This is a genomic window from Aquabacterium sp., from assembly GCF_035476535.1.
GTDB lineage: Bacteria > Pseudomonadota > Gammaproteobacteria > Burkholderiales > Burkholderiaceae_C > Pseudaquabacterium.
On sequence record NZ_DATILJ010000253.1, the window covers coordinates 1 to 15,942 of the forward strand.

Annotated in this window: 15 protein-coding genes; 10 read left to right on the top strand and 5 right to left on the bottom strand. The window is 67.5% G+C overall.

Going from position 1 to position 15,942, the window contains the following annotated elements; all coding sequences use genetic code 11:
* Positions 1-19: 19 nt before the first annotated feature.
* Both VLK61_RS25375 and VLK61_RS25380 read right to left on the bottom strand, forming a co-directional pair.
* Positions 20-1,249, bottom strand: coding sequence for an acyl-CoA dehydrogenase family protein (locus tag VLK61_RS25375; protein WP_325425239.1), 1,230 nt, complete (start codon positions 1,247-1,249; stop codon positions 20-22).
* A 162-nt stretch (positions 1,250-1,411) separates the two neighbouring features.
* Positions 1,412-2,980 (bottom strand): AMP-binding protein, encoded by a 1,569-nt coding sequence (locus tag VLK61_RS25380; RefSeq protein WP_325425241.1) that lies wholly within the window; start codon positions 2,978-2,980, stop codon positions 1,412-1,414.
* A gap of 143 nt (positions 2,981-3,123) precedes the next feature.
* Between VLK61_RS25380 and VLK61_RS25385 the strand changes: the two genes are divergently transcribed.
* On the top strand, positions 3,124-4,689 hold the full coding sequence (locus VLK61_RS25385; RefSeq protein ID WP_325425243.1) for a fatty acyl-CoA synthetase: 1,566 nt from the start codon (positions 3,124-3,126) through the stop codon (positions 4,687-4,689).
* A gap of 12 nt (positions 4,690-4,701) precedes the next feature.
* Positions 4,702-5,712: a Bug family tripartite tricarboxylate transporter substrate binding protein gene (locus VLK61_RS25390; protein WP_414636858.1), complete on the top strand. Its 1,011-nt coding sequence runs from the start codon at positions 4,702-4,704 to the stop codon at positions 5,710-5,712.
* A 28-nt stretch (positions 5,713-5,740) separates the two neighbouring features.
* On the opposite strand, the gene VLK61_RS25395 is transcribed toward VLK61_RS25390, so the two are convergent.
* Positions 5,741-6,484 (bottom strand): M48 family metalloprotease, encoded by a 744-nt coding sequence (locus VLK61_RS25395; RefSeq protein WP_325425245.1) that lies wholly within the window; start codon positions 6,482-6,484, stop codon positions 5,741-5,743.
* Between the two features lie 228 nt (positions 6,485-6,712).
* Between VLK61_RS25395 and VLK61_RS25400 the strand changes: the two genes are divergently transcribed.
* From VLK61_RS25400 to VLK61_RS25410, 3 genes are all read left to right on the top strand, one after another.
* Complete coding sequence (locus VLK61_RS25400; protein WP_325425247.1) at positions 6,713-7,870, top strand: aminotransferase class V-fold PLP-dependent enzyme; 1,158 nt, start codon at positions 6,713-6,715, stop codon at positions 7,868-7,870.
* 79 nt (positions 7,871-7,949) lie between these two features.
* Positions 7,950-8,561: a PH domain-containing protein gene (locus VLK61_RS25405; protein WP_325425249.1), complete on the top strand. Its 612-nt coding sequence runs from the start codon at positions 7,950-7,952 to the stop codon at positions 8,559-8,561.
* Positions 8,562-8,669: 108 nt separating this feature from the next.
* Positions 8,670-9,263, top strand: a complete 594-nt coding sequence (locus VLK61_RS25410) for a YceI family protein (protein ID WP_325425251.1) — start codon at positions 8,670-8,672, stop codon at positions 9,261-9,263.
* 19 nt (positions 9,264-9,282) lie between these two features.
* On the opposite strand, the gene VLK61_RS25415 is transcribed toward VLK61_RS25410, so the two are convergent.
* Positions 9,283-9,873: a PEP-CTERM sorting domain-containing protein gene (locus tag VLK61_RS25415; RefSeq protein WP_325425253.1), complete on the bottom strand. Its 591-nt coding sequence runs from the start codon at positions 9,871-9,873 to the stop codon at positions 9,283-9,285.
* A gap of 101 nt (positions 9,874-9,974) precedes the next feature.
* On the opposite strand from VLK61_RS25415, the gene VLK61_RS25420 reads away from it, so the two are divergent.
* Together VLK61_RS25420 and VLK61_RS25425 are read left to right on the top strand one after the other, a co-directional pair.
* A complete protein-coding gene (locus VLK61_RS25420; RefSeq protein WP_325425255.1) occupies positions 9,975-10,298 on the top strand; it encodes a 2Fe-2S iron-sulfur cluster-binding protein in 324 nt (107 codons plus the stop codon).
* An 80-nt stretch (positions 10,299-10,378) separates the two neighbouring features.
* Complete coding sequence (locus VLK61_RS25425; protein WP_325425257.1) at positions 10,379-11,611, top strand: NAD(P)/FAD-dependent oxidoreductase; 1,233 nt, start codon at positions 10,379-10,381, stop codon at positions 11,609-11,611.
* Here the strand turns inward: VLK61_RS25425 and VLK61_RS25430 are convergent.
* A complete protein-coding gene (locus tag VLK61_RS25430) occupies positions 11,593-12,618 on the bottom strand; it encodes a LysR family transcriptional regulator (protein WP_325425259.1) in 1,026 nt (341 codons plus the stop codon). The two genes, VLK61_RS25425 and VLK61_RS25430, sit on opposite strands and share 19 nt — an antisense overlap.
* A gap of 103 nt (positions 12,619-12,721) precedes the next feature.
* Between VLK61_RS25430 and VLK61_RS25435 the strand changes: the two genes are divergently transcribed.
* The 3 genes from VLK61_RS25435 (at position 12,722) to VLK61_RS25445 (ending at position 15,932) form a co-directional block, all read left to right on the top strand.
* Positions 12,722-13,801, top strand: a complete 1,080-nt coding sequence (locus VLK61_RS25435) for an aromatic ring-hydroxylating dioxygenase subunit alpha (protein WP_325425261.1) — start codon at positions 12,722-12,724, stop codon at positions 13,799-13,801.
* 40 nt (positions 13,802-13,841) lie between these two features.
* Positions 13,842-14,981 (top strand): ABC transporter substrate-binding protein, encoded by a 1,140-nt coding sequence (locus VLK61_RS25440; RefSeq protein WP_325425263.1) that lies wholly within the window; start codon positions 13,842-13,844, stop codon positions 14,979-14,981.
* Between the two features lie 84 nt (positions 14,982-15,065).
* Positions 15,066-15,932 (top strand): aldo/keto reductase, encoded by an 867-nt coding sequence (locus tag VLK61_RS25445; protein ID WP_325425265.1) that lies wholly within the window; start codon positions 15,066-15,068, stop codon positions 15,930-15,932.
* The last annotated feature ends 10 nt before the right edge of the window (positions 15,933-15,942 follow it).

A 15,942-nucleotide genomic window follows, 5' to 3' on the forward strand; every position in this document is an offset into this window, starting at 1 on the left:
GCCTAGGCCACCGCGGTGACTACTTTCGCAATGCCGCGCGCTTGGCCAGCTCGATCTTGGCGATCGCGTTGCGGTGCACTTCGTCCGGACCATCGACGATGCGCACCGTGCGCTGGTGCGCATAGGCTTCGGCGAGCCAGAAGTCCTGACTGATGCCGGCGGCGCCATGGGCCTGGATGGCCCAGTCGACCACCTTGCACGACATGTTGGGTGCCACCACCTTGATCATCGCGATCTCGGCCCGCGCTTCCTTGTTGCCGGCCACGTCCATGCGGTGCGCGGCGTTCAGCGTCAGCAGCCGGGCCTGGTCGATCATGCAGCGGGATTCGGCGATGCGTTCATGCCAGACCGATTGTTCAGCCAGCGGCTTGCCGAAGGCCACCCGCGCCTGCAGCCGGTCGACCATCATCTCCAGCGCGCGCTCGGCCGCGCCGATCGAGCGCATGCAATGGTGGATGCGGCCCGGCCCGAGCCGGCCCTGCGCGATCTCGAAACCGCGGCCTTCGCCGAGCAGGATGTTCTCGACCGGGACGCGCACGTTGTCCAGCACCACTTCCATGTGGCCGTGCGGCGCGTCGTCATAGCCGAACACCGTCAGCGGCCGCAGCACGGTGACGCCCTTGGCGTCGCGCGGCACCAGCACCATCGACTGCTGGGCATGGCGCGGGCCGTCGGGATCGGTCTTGCCCATCACGATGAAGATCGCGCAGCGCGGGTTGCCGGCGCCGGAGCTGAACCACTTGCGGCCGTTGATGACGTACTCGCCACCTTCACGCCGGATGCTGCACTGGATGTTGGTGGCGTCCGACGAGGCCACCGCCGGCTCGGTCATCAGGAAGGCCGAGCGGATCTTGCCGTCAAGCAGGGGCTCGAGCCAGCGCTGCTTCTGCGCATCGGTGGCGTAGCGCTCCAGCGTTTCCATGTTGCCGGTGTCGGGCGCCGAGCAGTTGAAGACTTCGCCGGACCAGGACACGCGACCCATCACCTCGCACAGCGGCGCGTAGTCGAGGTTCGAAATGCCGCCCTGCCCCTTGTACGGATGCGGCAGGAACATGTTCCACAGCCCGGCGGCGCGGGCGATGACCTTCAGCTCGTCGACCACCGGTGGCGGCTGCCAGACATCACCGGCGCGCCGCGCGGCATCCACCTCGTGGTGATGGCGGGCTTCGTTGGGATAGATGTGCTGGTCGAAGAACGCGCTCAGGCGTTGCACGAGGTCGCGGGTCTTGGTCGATTGTTCGGCGAACATCTTCGTCTCCGGTCGGGTGTCAGGACATCATTGAAGCAGGTCCCGGGCGTTTGCGCCGTCGCGCAGGCGACGTTGAAGGTTCAGCGCATGCGACCTGAAGGTTCAGCGCCTGCGACGTTGAACGATTCATCCGGTGCGACGCTGCTCGAGTCGATCAGGGCGTCACACCAGACGGTTGGTGCCCCGCCCCTGCCAGTAGGCGTCGCGCAGCGGCCGCTTGTAGAGCTTGCCTGTGGGCAGGCGCGGCAACTGCTCGGTGAAGTCGACCGAACGTGGGCATTTCATCGGCGCCAGGCGCTCGCGGCAGAAGTTGATCAGCGCCTGCGCGAAGGCTTCATCGGCCGCCACGCCGGGCATCGCCTGCACCACCGCCTTGACCTCTTCGCCGAGGTCTTCATTCGGCACGCCGAACACCGCGGCATCCGCCACCTTCGGATGGGTGATCAGCAAGTTCTCGCATTCCTGCGGGTAGATGTTGACGCCGCCGCTGATGATCATGAAGCTGGAGCGGTCGGTCAGGTACAGGAAACCGTCGGCATCCAGATAACCCACGTCGCCCACGGTGCTCATCGTGCCATCGGCACTGCGTGTGGCCTGCGTGCGCTCAGGGTCGTTGAAGTAGACGAAGGGTGATGCGGTCTTGAACCACAGCTCGCCGGGCTGGCCTTGCGGCAGCGGCTGCATCTGCTCGTCCAGCACCTGCAGTTCACCCAGCAGCACCTTGCCCACCGTGCCGCGGTGGGCCAGCCACTCGGCGCTATTGCAGGCGGTGAAGCCCAGGCCTTCGGTGGCACCGTAGTACTCGTGGATGATCGGGCCCCACCAGTCGATCATCTGCTCCTTCACCGGCACCGGGCAGGGCGCGGCGGCATGCACCGCGATCTGCAGCGACGACAGGTCGTAGCGGCCGCGTACTTCGGGCGGCAGCTTGAGCAGGCGGCTGAACATCGTCGGCACCAGCTGGGTGTGGGTGACGCGGTAGCGCTGAACCAGCGCGAGGTACAACTCAGGATCGAAGTGCTCCATGATCACCACGGTGCCGCCATTGCGGATGGCCAGCGACACATTGGCCTGCGGCGCCGAGTGGTACAGCGGCGCCGGCGACAGGTAGACCATGCCCTCCCGGCACTGCCACAGGGCATTGAGGAAGTGGAACAGCGGCAGCGGCTGCGACGGCGGGTTCTCCGGCAGCGGCCGCAGAATGCCCTTGGGCCGGCCGGTGGTGCCGGACGAATACAGCATCGGCGTGCCCAGCCATTCGTCGGCGATCGGCGTGTCCGGATAACCTGCAACGGCCTGCGCAAAGTCGACGACCATCGCATCATCCAGTGCCCGCACCGCATCACCCCCATCGACGACCAGACAGCGTTTCACGCGGGGACACAAGGCCAACGCCGCACGCGCCACCGACAGCTTGCTACGGGAAGTGATCAACAGCTGCGACTGGCTGTTGTCAACGATGTAGGCCAGTTCCTCGGCCGTGAGATACGAGTTGATGCAGGTGTAGTACAGCCCGGCGCGTTCACCGGCGCCGTTGCATTCGAGGTAGCGGTGGTTGTTCTCCATGAAGATCGCGAAGTGGTCCAGCCGCTGCAGGCCCTGGTCACGCAGCAGGTGGGCCAGGCGGTTGCTGCGTTGTTCGAGTTCTGCGTAGCGCACCGTCTCGCCGGTGCCGGCCATGATGAACGCGGCCCGGTCGGGGTGACTCGCGAAGTGGTGGCCGACGTACATGCGCTCTCCTGCGGGCCACGGTGCGGGCCCTCGGGCCATGCTACGCAGCGGCCCGGGTCCGGGGAATCCGGGTCATGCCCGGGGGTGCCGTGCGCTGCTAAGCTGCGCCGAAGAACAGCGCCGGGCAAGCCCCAGGAGACCGCATGGACCCGATGATTCGCCGCCAGACCCTGGCCGATGTGCTGCACCGCAGCGCCGCCCGCACGCCGCACAAACTGGCGATTGCCTGCGGCGACCTGCGCTGGACTTACGCCGAGTTCGAGCGCATCAGCCGGCGCGTGGCCGCCGGCCTGGCGCAGCGCGGCATCGGCAAGGGCGCGCGCGTGGCCATCCTGGCGCGCAACTCGCATGCCTTCGCGGCACTGCGTTTCGCGCTGGCCCAGCTGGGCGCCGTGCTGGTGCCGATCAACTTCATGCTCAAGGCCGACGAAGTGGCCTTCATCCTGCGCCACGCCGGCGCCACGATGCTGGCCACCGACAGCGGCCTGGCCGCGCTGGCCCGCGACGCCGCGGCGCTGGACACCGAGGTGCGTGAATTCGTCTGGCTGCCGGCCGAAGAGCCCGGCCCAGCCGACGCCGGCATGACCAGCTTCGACAACCTCGCCGCGTGCGACGCGGACCTGCCGGCGGTGGCGCTGGACAGCAGCGACCTGGCGCAGATCGTCTACACCAGCGGCACCGAATCCTCGCCCAAGGGCGCGATGCTGACGCACGATGCGGTGCTGTGGCAATACGTCAGCTGCATCGTCGATGCCGCAATTGCCGCCGACGACCTGGCGCTGCATGCGCTGCCGCTGTACCACTGCGCGCAGCTCGATGTGTTCCTGGGCCCGTCGATCTACATCGGGGCCAGCAACGTCATCACCGCCAAGCCGGTGCCGGAGAACCTGCTGCCGCTGATCTCGAAGCATCGCATCAGCTCGTTCTTTGCGCCGCCGACGGTGTGGATCTCGCTGCTGCGCTCACCGCTGTTCGATGTCACCGACCTGTCCAGCCTGCGCAAGGGCTATTACGGCGCGTCCATCATGCCGGTGGCGGTGATGCAGGAACTGAAAGCCCGGCTGCCCAAGGTGCAGCTGTGGAACCTGTACGGCCAGACCGAGATTGCGCCGCTGGCCACGATGCTGGGCCCGGACGACCAGCTGCGCAAGCCCGGCTCCTGCGGCCGCGCGGTGCTGAATGTCGAGACGCGTGTCGTCGACGAAGCGATGTGCGACGTGAAGCCCGGCGAGATCGGCGAAATCGTGCACCGCTCGCCGCATGTGATGCTGGGCTACTTCCATGACGACGAGCGTACCGCCGCGGCCTTCGAAGGCGGCTGGTTCCATTCCGGCGACCTGGCGACCATCGACGACGAGGGCTACATCAGCGTCGTCGACCGCAAGAAGGACATGATCAAGACCGGCGGCGAAAACGTCGCCAGCCGCGAGGTGGAAGAAGCCATCTACCGCCTGCCGCAGGTGTCCGAGGTGGCGGTGGTGGGCGTGCCGCACCCGCGCTGGGTCGAAGCGGTGGTGGCGGTGGTGGTGCCCAAGGCCGGGCAGACGCTGAGCGAAAACCAGGTGCTGGCCTTCTGCCGCGAGCACATCGCCGGCTTCAAGGCGCCCAAGCAGGTGGTGATCACCGATGCACTGCCGAAGAACCCCAGCGGCAAGCTGCTGAAGCGGCAATTGCGCCAGATGTACGCGTCCCTGTTCGAAGAACGTTGAGGAGACTTCCTGATGACTGCCCTGCCCGCCCTTCTGCGCCCCGCCCTGTTGACGCGGCGTCGCCTGGCCACTGCGGCAGCCCTGCTGCTGGCTGCGCCGATGAGCCAGGCGCAGACCGGCGCAGCAAGCTACCCGTCACGGCCGATCCACATCGTCGTGACCTTCTCGACCGGTGGTGCACCGGACATCCTGGCGCGGCTGATCGGCGAACGACTGCAGGCCAGCTGGGGCCAGTCGGTGATCGTCGACAACAAGCCCGGCGCCGGCGGCAACACCGGCGCCGATGCGGTGGCCAAGTCGGCGCCCGATGGCCATACCATCGTCGTCGGCACGGTCGGCACGCATTCGATCAACGGCGCGCTGTACGCCAAGATGCCCTACGACATGGTCAAGGACTTTGCGCCGATCACGCTGCTGGCCACCACGCCGAACATGCTGGTGGTGCACAACGGCGTGCCGGCGAAGACGCTGCCGGAGTTCATCGCGCTGGGCAAGCGCGAGGGCAAGATGAGCTTTGCCTCATCCGGCTCGGGCACCTCGATCCATGTCTCGGGCGAGCTGTTCAAGACCATGACCGGCATCGACATGCAGCACATCCCGTACAAGGGCCGCGCCACGGCGATTCCGGATGTGCTGGGCGGCCGCGTGACGATGATGTTCGACAACATGCCGTCCAGCCTGCCGCTGGTGCGTGAAGGCAAGCTGCGCGCGCTGGGCGTGACCAGTGCCAAGCGTTCGGCCGCCGCACCCGACATCCCGACGATCGCCGAACAAGGCCTGCCTGGCTTCGATGCGGTGTCCTGGTTTGCGTTGTTCGCGCCCGCCGGCACACCGAAACCGATCGTCGATAAACTGCAACTCGAGGTGAAGAAGATCCTCGACGCGCCCGACACCGCCAAGCGCCTGGCCGAAGCCGGGCTGGATGCGGTGGGTTCGACGCCGGATGAACTGGCGGCCTACCAGCGCGCCGAGATCACCAAGTGGGCCAAGGTGGTGAAGGACTCGGGCGCGAAGGCGGATTGAAGGCCGCCTGCAAAACCGGCGCAGCCGATCAGGCCAGTTGCTGACGCATGCGCTCGGCGCGGTCGCGCGGGGCCGGGTGGGTGGACAGCCAGTCGGCCTTGCCGCCGCCGCTGAGCTTGTCGAGCTTTTCCAGCGCGGTCACCGCGGCGCGGCGGTCATGGCTGCGGCGCGACAGGAACTTCATCGCGTAGTCGTCGGCCTCGTTCTCGTTCGACTGCGAGTGCTGCGCCTTCACGGCCTTGACGAAGAGTTCACCCAGGTCCGATTGCGCCAGCGCGCCCGCCTTGCCGCCGGCGGCCACCGCGGCCTGTTGCGCCGCGCTGGAGCTCATCGCCACCTGCATGCGCTTCTTGGTGTGGCCGGACTGCACATGGCCGATCTCGTGGCCGACGACATAGCGGATTTCGTCGTCCGTCATCATGTCCATCAGCCCGCTGTAGAAGCGGATCGAGCCATCGGCCATGGCGAAGGCGTTGATCTCGCGCGTCAGGTAGACCTTGTAGTTCAGCGCCAGGCCCTGGTCTTCGCGGCAGGTCGCGGTCAGCGCGGCCAGGCGCTTGGCATAGGGGCTGTTGGCCGGCGCCACCGGCGCCTTGGCGTCCATCTGTTCGGCCATGCGGCGGGATTGCGCGCGGATGTCGTCATCGCTCAGGCTCATCGCGGCGGTGGCACCCTTGGCGGCGCCGATGGCCTGGCCCAGGTCGAAAGCGAAAGCCTGCGGCGTGAGCAGCGCGGCGGGCATCAGGAACAGCGATTGGCGGCGAGTGATCATCGAAGGCTCCAATTCAAGAGGGGTGCAAGTGGGGTGCAAGTGGGGATGGAATGGGGCGGCGAGCCCGCTGAACGAACTGTGAGCGCCTTGCGCATCAGCGCTGTTTCGCCGCGACGCCACCCCGGTTTCGTTGGTTTCAGCGGGGCTTGGCTGGCCGGCACGGCACCCCCTGACGCCCGGTGATAAGCTCCCCGGCCCGATCGTTCACACATCACAAGGGGACACCCCATGCCCGGCCTGCTGCCCGAAATCGACCCCGACGGCCTGCTCGAATATTCGGTGGTCTACACCGACCGCGCGCTGAACCACATGTCGCAGAAATTCCAGCAGGTGATGCGCGACATCTCCGGCGTGCTGAAGGAGGTCTACCACGCGCGTTCCGCGATCGTCGTGCCCGGCAGCGGCAGCTTCGGCATGGAAGCGGTGGCCCGGCAGTTCGTCACCGGCCGCAGCACGCTGGTCATCCGCAATGGCTGGTTCAGCTACCGCTGGACGCAGATCTTCGAGATGGGCAGCATCCCGTCCGCACAGTTGGTGCTGAAAGCCAAACCGCAGTCGGCCGCACGGCAATCGCCGTTTGCGCCGGCGCCTATCGACGAAGTGGTCGCAGCGATCCGTCAACACAAGCCGGCGGCCGTTTTCGCGCCGCATGTCGAGACCGCCTCCGGCATGCTGCTGCCCGACCCCTACCTGCGTGCCGTGGCCGATGCGGTGCACGAGGTCGGCGGCCTGTTCGTGCTGGACTGCATCGCCTCCGGCGCGCTGTGGGTGGACATGCAGGCCACCGGCGTCGACGTGCTGGTCAGCGCGCCGCAAAAAGGCTGGAGCGGCTCACCCTGCTGCGCCTTCGTGATGCTCAGCGAGCGTGCGCGCGAAGCGATCAACACCACCACCAGCACCAGCTTTGCGGCCGACTTGAAGAAGTGGCTGCAGATCATGGAGACCTATGAAAACGGTGGTCATGCGTACCACACCACGCTGCCCACCGATGCGCTGACGCGCACGCGCGACGCGATGCTGGAAACGCGCAGCCGCGGCTTCGAAGCCTTGCGCGCCGAGCAGCAGGAACTGGGCCGCCGCGTGCGGGCGCTACTCACCTCGCACGGCCTGCGCAGCGTGGCGGCCGAAGGCTTCCAGGCTGCCGGCGTGGTCGTCAGCTACACCGACGACGACGGCCTGCACACCGGCAAGGCTTTCCTCGGCGAAGGCCTGCAAACGGCCGCCGGCGTGCCGCTGCAATGCGACGAGGGGGCTGACTTCAAGACCTTCCGCGTCGGCCTGTTCGGGCTGGAGAAGCTGGGCCATGTCGACCGTGCGGTGGCCAACCTGGATGCGGCGCTGACGCGCATCCTGGCTGGCGCCTCTGCGCAGAAGGCTGCCGCCTGAGCTAGCCGGAGGTCACTTGGCGGGCGGCGGCGCCCGCGCTACCTTCCGTGGCTTTCAACCGCCACCAAGGACCTCCACCATGTTCAAGAAATTCGCCTCCGAAGCGCTGGGCCTCAGCGACATCGGCGTCATCGTGCCGCCCTCGGAATTCAACAAGGTCGATGCCGACGACTACCTGTTCAGCGAAGACGGCGAGAAGATCTTCTTCCTGATCAAGTCGAAGAAGGACGAATACTGCTTCACCAACTTCGGCCTGATCCACGTCGATGGTGATTCAGCCATCTCGTCCAAGCGCAGCATCAAGCGCTACGACTACGCGACGCACCGCTTCAGCAACGTGATGATCGAGACCGCTGGCACCATCGACATGGACGTGGAACTGAAGTTCACTGTCGGCGACAGCCTGCCCTTCAGCATCGACGTGCGCAAGAACTTCATCGAGCAGTTGAAGGACATCTACAAGGCCTTGATCACCATCGGCAAGATGCAGCACCGCGACGCCCAGGCGCGCGAGCATGCCCTGCAGTGCCTGGGCGTGATCGGCTCGATGTACAAGGTCAACAGCGTGCCCACCGACGAGAGCATCACTCAGAACTACAACACGCTGTTGAACGCCGTGAACACCACGGTGCTGGACCGCTTCCATCGCCGCGACTTCAGCGCGGTTTTCGAGCGCTATATCCACGCCTGATCCGCCCGCGACCGATGGCGTGTCGATTCCGGCCCGGGCTGCACGTCGTGTGAACAGTGGCAGCACGCAGCCACTGTTCACACCACTTCAACCGCCAGGAGGATCCCGATGACACGCTTGATGTCGCACGCAGCCACACTGTGTACCGCCGCAGCCGCGTTGCTGGCCGCCATCGCCAACGCCAGCCCGGTGACCTACCAGGTCGACCCGGCCCACACCTTCCCCAGCTTCGAGGCCGACCACATGGGCATCTCGGTCTGGCGCGGCAAGATGACCAAAAGCAGCGGCACGGTGGTGTTCGACAAGTCCGACGGCAGCGGCACGATCGAGATCTCGATCGACCCGGCAAGCATCGACTTCGGCCAGAAGCAGCTCAACCAATGGGCGCAGGGCAAGGACTTCTTCAACGTGAAGAAGTTTCCGAAGGCCAGCTACAAGGGCCGCTTCGACGGCATCAGCAACAAGCTGCCGACGCGGGTGCAGGGCGAGTTGACGCTGCATGGCGTGACGCACCCGCTGACGCTGAAGATCAACTCGCTGAAGTGCGTTCCGCACCCGATGTTCAAGCGTGAACTCTGCGGCGCCGATGCCAGCGCGACGTTCGACCGCGCCGAGTTCGGCCTGGATGCCGGCAAGGCCTACGGCTTCCGCATGGACGTGGACCTGCGCATCCAGGTCGAAGCGCTGGCCGCGGCACAGTGAGCGCCTCGGAGCGTTTCGCTCAGGCGCGCGAGCGCCGCCTGGCCAGCCAGCCTACCAGGCCCAGGCCGCCGAACATCAGCAGCGCAGTGGCCGGTTCGGGCACCGCGCCCGTCACCGTCACGCTGTTCAGGCCCCAGCCTTCATCGTCCAGGCCTTGCGGGCCGGCGCGGCCGACGCTTTCGAAGCTGGTCGGGCTGTCGTAGGCAATCACCAGCGTGTTGCTGCCGCCGGCCAGGCTCAGCGGCACGACGATGTCGACGGTGTGGGTGGACGAATCCTTCACCGCAGTGGCGCCGAGCGGGCTCAACAGCACGCGGTCGAGGCCGCCGCCGCCCAGGTCGAAGGTGGCAGTGAAGACCTCGGTGCCATTGAGCGTGATGTGCAGGATGTCGATGTAGAAGTGGTCACCATCCAGCGTGGCGTAACCCTGCAGCTGCAGGCTCAACGAGCCGGCACCGGCCAGCGCGCTGAAGCTGGCCGCAGGCGCCGCATCCGGCGTTGCCAGCGCGCCGGTGGCACCGGCGCTGTACAGCGTATCGGCCATTGCGGCGGGGCCTGCTGCCGACAGCAGCGCGGCCAGGGCCGCCGACAACATGGAATTCTTCAGCATGGCGCCTACCTCCGGGTTGATCTGGCGCGCAGCCTAGCCAGGTCGGCCAGTGGCGACAATCCCCAGTTGCAAGACCCCGATCCTTCACCGATCCCCACCCCATGCCCGACATCAGTTTCATTCACCCCGACGGTAGCGAACAGGGCTTCGAAGCACCCGAGGGCGTCAGCGTCATGCAGGCCGCCACCGGCTTCGGCGTGGCCGGCATCGTCGCCGAATGCGGTGGCTCGGCGCTGTGCGCGACCTGCCATGTCTATGTCGATGCTGCATGGGTCGACCAGCTGCCGCCGCCCTTGGCCAACGAACTGGAGATGCTGGACTGCACCGCCGCGGAACGCCGGCCGGGCAGCCGTTTGTCCTGCCAGATCACGCTGAACGCGGCGATGCAAGGCCTGGTGCTGCACCTGCCCGAGCGCCAGCAATAGTGCCAGCAGTAGCGCCAACAGTGCCGCCGCAGCAGCGTTCGGCGCTCAGGTAGAGTGCGCCCCGAACGAGGAAACCAACCATGACCGAAACCGGCCCCATCGTGATCATCGGCGGCGGCCACGCCGCAGCGCAGTTGTGCGCCGGGCTGCAGGAGGCCGGCCAGGGTGCACGGGTGCACCTGGTCTGCGAAGAGCCTGAGCTGCCCTACCAGCGGCCCCCGCTGTCCAAGACCTTCTTGAAAAGCGAGCAGGAGAGCCTGCAAGCGCACCGCGCCGAGGCCTGGTATGCCCAGGCCGGCATCACGCTGCATCAGGCCGATCCCGCGGTGGCCATCGATCGGGCCGGCAAGACGGTGCAATTGCGCTCCGGCGCCAGCCTGCCGTATGACCAGTTGGTGCTGGCCACCGGTGCCCGCCCGCGCCGGCTGCCAAAAGTGCCCGATGCGCTGGACAACGTGGCCTTGCTGCGCAGCGCGGCCGATGCGCTGCGGCTGCGCGCGCAGCTGCAAGCAGCAAGCAGCCTGACCGTGCTGGGCGGTGGTTTCATCGGCCTGGAGATTGCGGCCACCGCGCGCGCGCTGGGCAAGGCGGTGACGGTGCTGGAATCCGCGCCCCGGCTGCTGGCCCGATCGGTGTCGGCCGAGCTGGCCGAGCATGTGCTGCAGACGCACCGCGCCAGCGGCATCGACCTGCGCCTGGGTGCAAGCACCGAGGGCTTCGAACACGACGGCCAGCACCTCGTCGCCCTCACCGTCGACGGCCAGCGCCAGACGGTGGACCTGCTGGTGATGGGCATCGGCGCCGCGCCGGACATCGCGCTGGCCCAGGCCGCCGGATTGATGTGCGACAACGGCATCGTCGTCGATGGCCAGATGCGCACGTCCGACCCGGCGATCCTGGCGGTCGGCGACTGCGCCAACTTCCCCGAAGCCGGCAGCGGCCGCCGGCTGCGGCTGGAATCGGTGCAGAACGCCAACGACCAGGCACGCTGCGCGGTGGCCACGCTGCTGGGCCGCGAGGCGCCGTACCGCGCCCTGCCCTGGTTCTGGTCGGAGCAGGCCAGCCTGCGGCTGCAGATGGCCGGTCTGATGCCCGCCGCGGCCGACAGCACGCGCCACCGCCGGCCCGGTGCGACCGCCGCCAGCTTCTCGATCCTGCACTATGTTGGCGAAACGCTAACTTGCGTCGAGAGCGTCAACGCGCCGATGGACCACATCATGTCGCGCAAGCTGCTGGAAGCCGGCATCAGCCCGGCACCGGCGCTGGCCTGCGATGCCGGCGTGCCGCTCAAGAATCACCTGCCGCCGGCTTGACCCGCAGCGGGGACCGGACTGGCCACGCGCCGCCGCATGTCCTTGCCGTACAGCGCGGCCTCGATGCCGATCCACTCGTCGGTCGCATCGTTGAACAAGCCGGCGACCTGCGCGCGCAGCCAGGCGCTGCGCGCGTCGTGCTGGTACAGGCGGTGCCAGTGCTGCTGCACCGCAAAGCTGGGCGGCTTAAAGGGCAGCCGCACCAGTTCGATGGTGCCCAGCTTCGCGAAGCGAGCGCCGGTGGCCAATGGCACGGTGGCCAGCAGATCGCTGTCTTCGATGATCGCCGGCAGGCTCAGATGATGCGGTGTGCTCAACACGACGCGCCGCTCGATGCCGCGGCGCTGCAGGAACTGCTCGAACAAGGCATTGCTGCGTGCCGGTGAGCTCACCACCGCGTGGCCGGCGCTCGCATAGGTCTTTTCGGTCAGGCGCGCACCGAGCAGCGCATGGCCGCGGCGCAGCATGCAGGCATAGGTGTGGGTGTACAGGCGCTGGTGGAAAAAGGCCTGGGCGCCCAGGTCGGGGAAGTAGCCCAGGGCCAGATCGACATCGCCGGAGGCCATCGCCGACGGCAAGTCTTCTGGCGACAGGGTCACGCAGCTGACGCGCGCAAACGGCGCCTGCTGCTGCAGATGCCGCAGCAGGCGCGGCATGAACACGATTTCAGCCACGTCGGCCATCGCCAGCCTGAATTCGGTGTGCACGGTGGCCGCGTCGAACACCGGCGGATCGAGGATGCCGAGCTGCACCTGGCCCAGCACGCTTTGCGCGGTCAGGATCATCTGCCGGGCCCGCGGCGTCGGCTCCATGCCGCTCGGCGTGCGCACGAACAGCGCGTCGCCGAAACGCCGGCGCAAGCGGGCCAGCGCGGTGCTGAAGCCGGACTGGCTCATGTCCAGCGCATCGGCCGCGCGCGACACGCTGCGTGTGCGTTCGAGCATCGCCAGCACCCTCAGCAAGTTGAGGTCGAAGCCGGTCTCTATCGCGGTCTCTATCGTTTTCACAGATACCAAGTCTCCACGCCCGCGTATTGAAGGACAAGCGGGCTCTCCCTAGAGTGCGCGGCAGGGCAGGACCGACGACCGGCCGCCTTTGCTGGAGACAAGCATGTTCGTGAAAAACTGCTGGTACGTGGCCGCGTGGGACCACGAAGTGCTGGCCGATACCTTGCTGGCGCGCACGATCGTCGGCGAATCCGTGCTCGTGTACCGCAAGGCCGATGGCACGCCGGTGGCCATCGACAACCGCTGCGCGCACCGCCATGCCCCGCTGTCGCTGGGCCGCAAGGAAGGCGACGCCGTGCGCTGCCTGTACCACGGGCTCAAGTACGGCAGCGACGGCCGCTGCACCGAGATTCCCGGCCAGGAAACGATTCCCGACAAGCTGTGCGTGCGCAGCTATCCGGCGCTCGAGCGCGGGCGCTGGATCTGGGTCTGGATGGGGGATCCGGCGCGGGCCGACGAAGCGCTGATTCCGGATGCCTTCTCGTTGAAGCACGCGGAGTGGCGCTACAAGCCGGGCTACCTGCACTACGACGCGGACCACCTGCTGATCTGCGACAACCTGCTGGACTTTTCGCACCTGTCCTATGTGCACGAGAAGACGCTGGGCGGCTCGCCTAACATAGCAGAGGCGCGGCCATCGGTGCAGCGGCTGGCGCGCGGCGTGCATGTCACGCGCGAGGTGCGCAACACCGTGCCGGCGCCCTACCACGCGCGGCTCGGCGGTTTCAGCGGCCAGGTCAACCGCCGCTTTGCCTACGACTTCCTGGTGCCCGGCGTGCTGCTGATGCATGCGCACGTCAAGCCGGCCGACAGCGCCGACGACGACATGAGCGGCGCCCTGCAGTTCCACAGCTGCCAGGCACTGACGCCGGAAACCGCCACCACGACGCACTACTTCTTCATGCAGGCGCACCGCTTCCGGCTCGACGACGCGACGATCACCGAATCGATCTACCAGAGCCTGTGCACGGCCTTCGAGGAAGACCGTCGCATCATCGAAGCGCAGCAGCGGCTGATCGCCGCCTCGCCGCCGCGGCCGATGCAGCCGATCGCGGCCGACCTGGCGCTGTCGCAGTACCGCCGTGTCGTCGAGCAGCTGATGGAGGCCGAACGCGTGAGCATCGTCCAGCCACCGGCCCCGCGCACGCCAGGCACTGTTGCCTCGACCGCGGCCACCCGCTGACAAACGACTCCGCATTCCCATCGGCCAGCGAGAACCCACAATGCACCACCCTCTTTTGCGAGCCACGCTGTTGGCTTGCGGCGTCCTGTTCGCCACCGCCATCCGCGCCGAGATCGTCATCGGCGTCAGCTTTTCGCAGACCGGCCCGGCCGCGGCGCTGGGCATTGCGCCGCGCAATGCGATGCAGCTGTTTCCGGATCAGATCGGCGGCGAGAAACTGCGCTTCGTCGTGCTCGACGACGCCACCGACAGCACCAGCGCGACGAAGAACGCCCGCCGCTTCGTCAGCGAGGACAAGGTCGATCTGATCATCGGCTCGACCGCCAGCCCGCCGGCGCTGGCGATCGCCGAAGTGGCGCGCGAAGCCGAGACCGTGCAGCTCGCCGCGGCGCCGATCGAGCTGCCCGAGGGGCGCGACGGCTTCACGTTCCGCCTGCCGCAAGGCATCGCGCTGATGGCCGAAGGCACGGTGGCCCACATGAAGAAGACCGGCGTCAGGAGCTTCGGCTTCCTCGGCTACACCGATGCCTATGGCGAAAGCTGGCAGCGTTACATGAGCCGCTATGCCGATGCGGCCGGGATCAAGCTGTCGGCGTCCGAGCGCTTTTCACGCACCGATGCCAGCGTCACGGCGCAGGCGCTGAAGGTGGTGGCTTCCAATCCCGATGCGGTGCTGGTGGTGGCCTCCGGCAGTGGCGCGGTGATGCCGCAAAAGGCCTTGCTGGAGCGCGGCTTCAAGGGCCGCATCTACCAGACCTACAGCGCCGTGGCGCCCGATCTGCTGCGCATGGGCGGCAAGGACGTCGAAGACACGCTGGGCCTGTCCGGCCCGGCGGTGGCCGCCGACCAACTGCCTGATGGCCACCCGTCCAAGCCCGTCGCGCTGGACTTCATCCGCCAGTACGAGGCGAAGTTCGGTGCCGGCAGCTACAACCAGTTCGCGGCCAACATCTGGGGCGCGAAGCTGCTGCTGGACAAGGCCATCCCGCTGGCGCTGAAATCCGCCAAGCCCGGCACGCGCGAGTTCCGGCTGGCGCTGAAGCAGGCGCTCGAAACCATGGGCGAAGTGGTGGTGCCGCAAGGCGTGCTGCGCTACAGCGCGACCGATCATTTCGGTTACGACGAGCGGGCGCGCTTCGTGTTGTCGGCACAAGGCGGCAGCTGGCGCGCTGCACGTTGAAACCACGCCGAGCCCCTGCCCGCCAGCCGGCGCTCGGCTGCGTCTACGATCAGGCATCGCAACACGCAAGACGAGGTGGTGGTGATGCAGCAGACCGAACTGCCCGACGGCACACCGATGCCCGCGCTGGGCCTGGGCACCTGGCGCATGGGTGAATCGGCCGCCGCGCGGAAGGCGGAAGTCGCCGCAGTGCGGCTGGCCATCGAACTGGGCTACCGGCTGATCGATACCGCCGAGATGTATGGCGAAGGCGGCGCCGAAACCGTCGTCGGCCAGGCCATCGCCGAAGCGATCCGCGCCGGCACGGTGCGGCGCGAAGAGCTGGTGGTGGTCAGCAAGGTCTATCCGCACAACGCCAGCCGCGAAGGCGCTGTGGCGGCCTGCGAGCGCAGCCTGCAGCGGCTGGGCCTGGACCAGATCGATCTGTACCTGCTGCACTGGCGCGGCCAGCATGCGCTGCGCGAGACGGTGGCCGGCATGCACGCGCTGCAGGCCGGTGGTCGCATCCGGCACTGGGGTGTCAGCAACCTCGATGTAGCCGACATGAACGAGTTGATCGCGGCCAGCCCCGGCCTGGCACCCGGCGCCGGCTGCGCGACCGACCAGGTCTACTACTCGCTCGGCGAGCGCGGCGCGGAGTTCAGCCTGCTGCCCTGGCTGCGCAAGCGCAGCATGCCCTTGATGGCCTACAGCCCGATCGACCAGGGCCAGCGCGCCACCGACCGCACGCTGGCCGAAATCGGCCAGTCGCGCGGCCTCAGCGCCGCGCAGGTGGCGCTGGCCTGGGTGCTGGCGCAAGACGGCGTGATCGCGATCCCCAAGGCCGTGTCGGCGCTTCACCTGCGCGAGAACCTGGCGGCCGCCGACATCGTGCTGAGTGCCGACGAGATTCGGCGCATCGACGCACGCTACCCGCCGCCCAAGCGCAAGACGGCGCTGGCGATGATCTGAGGCGGCCGCA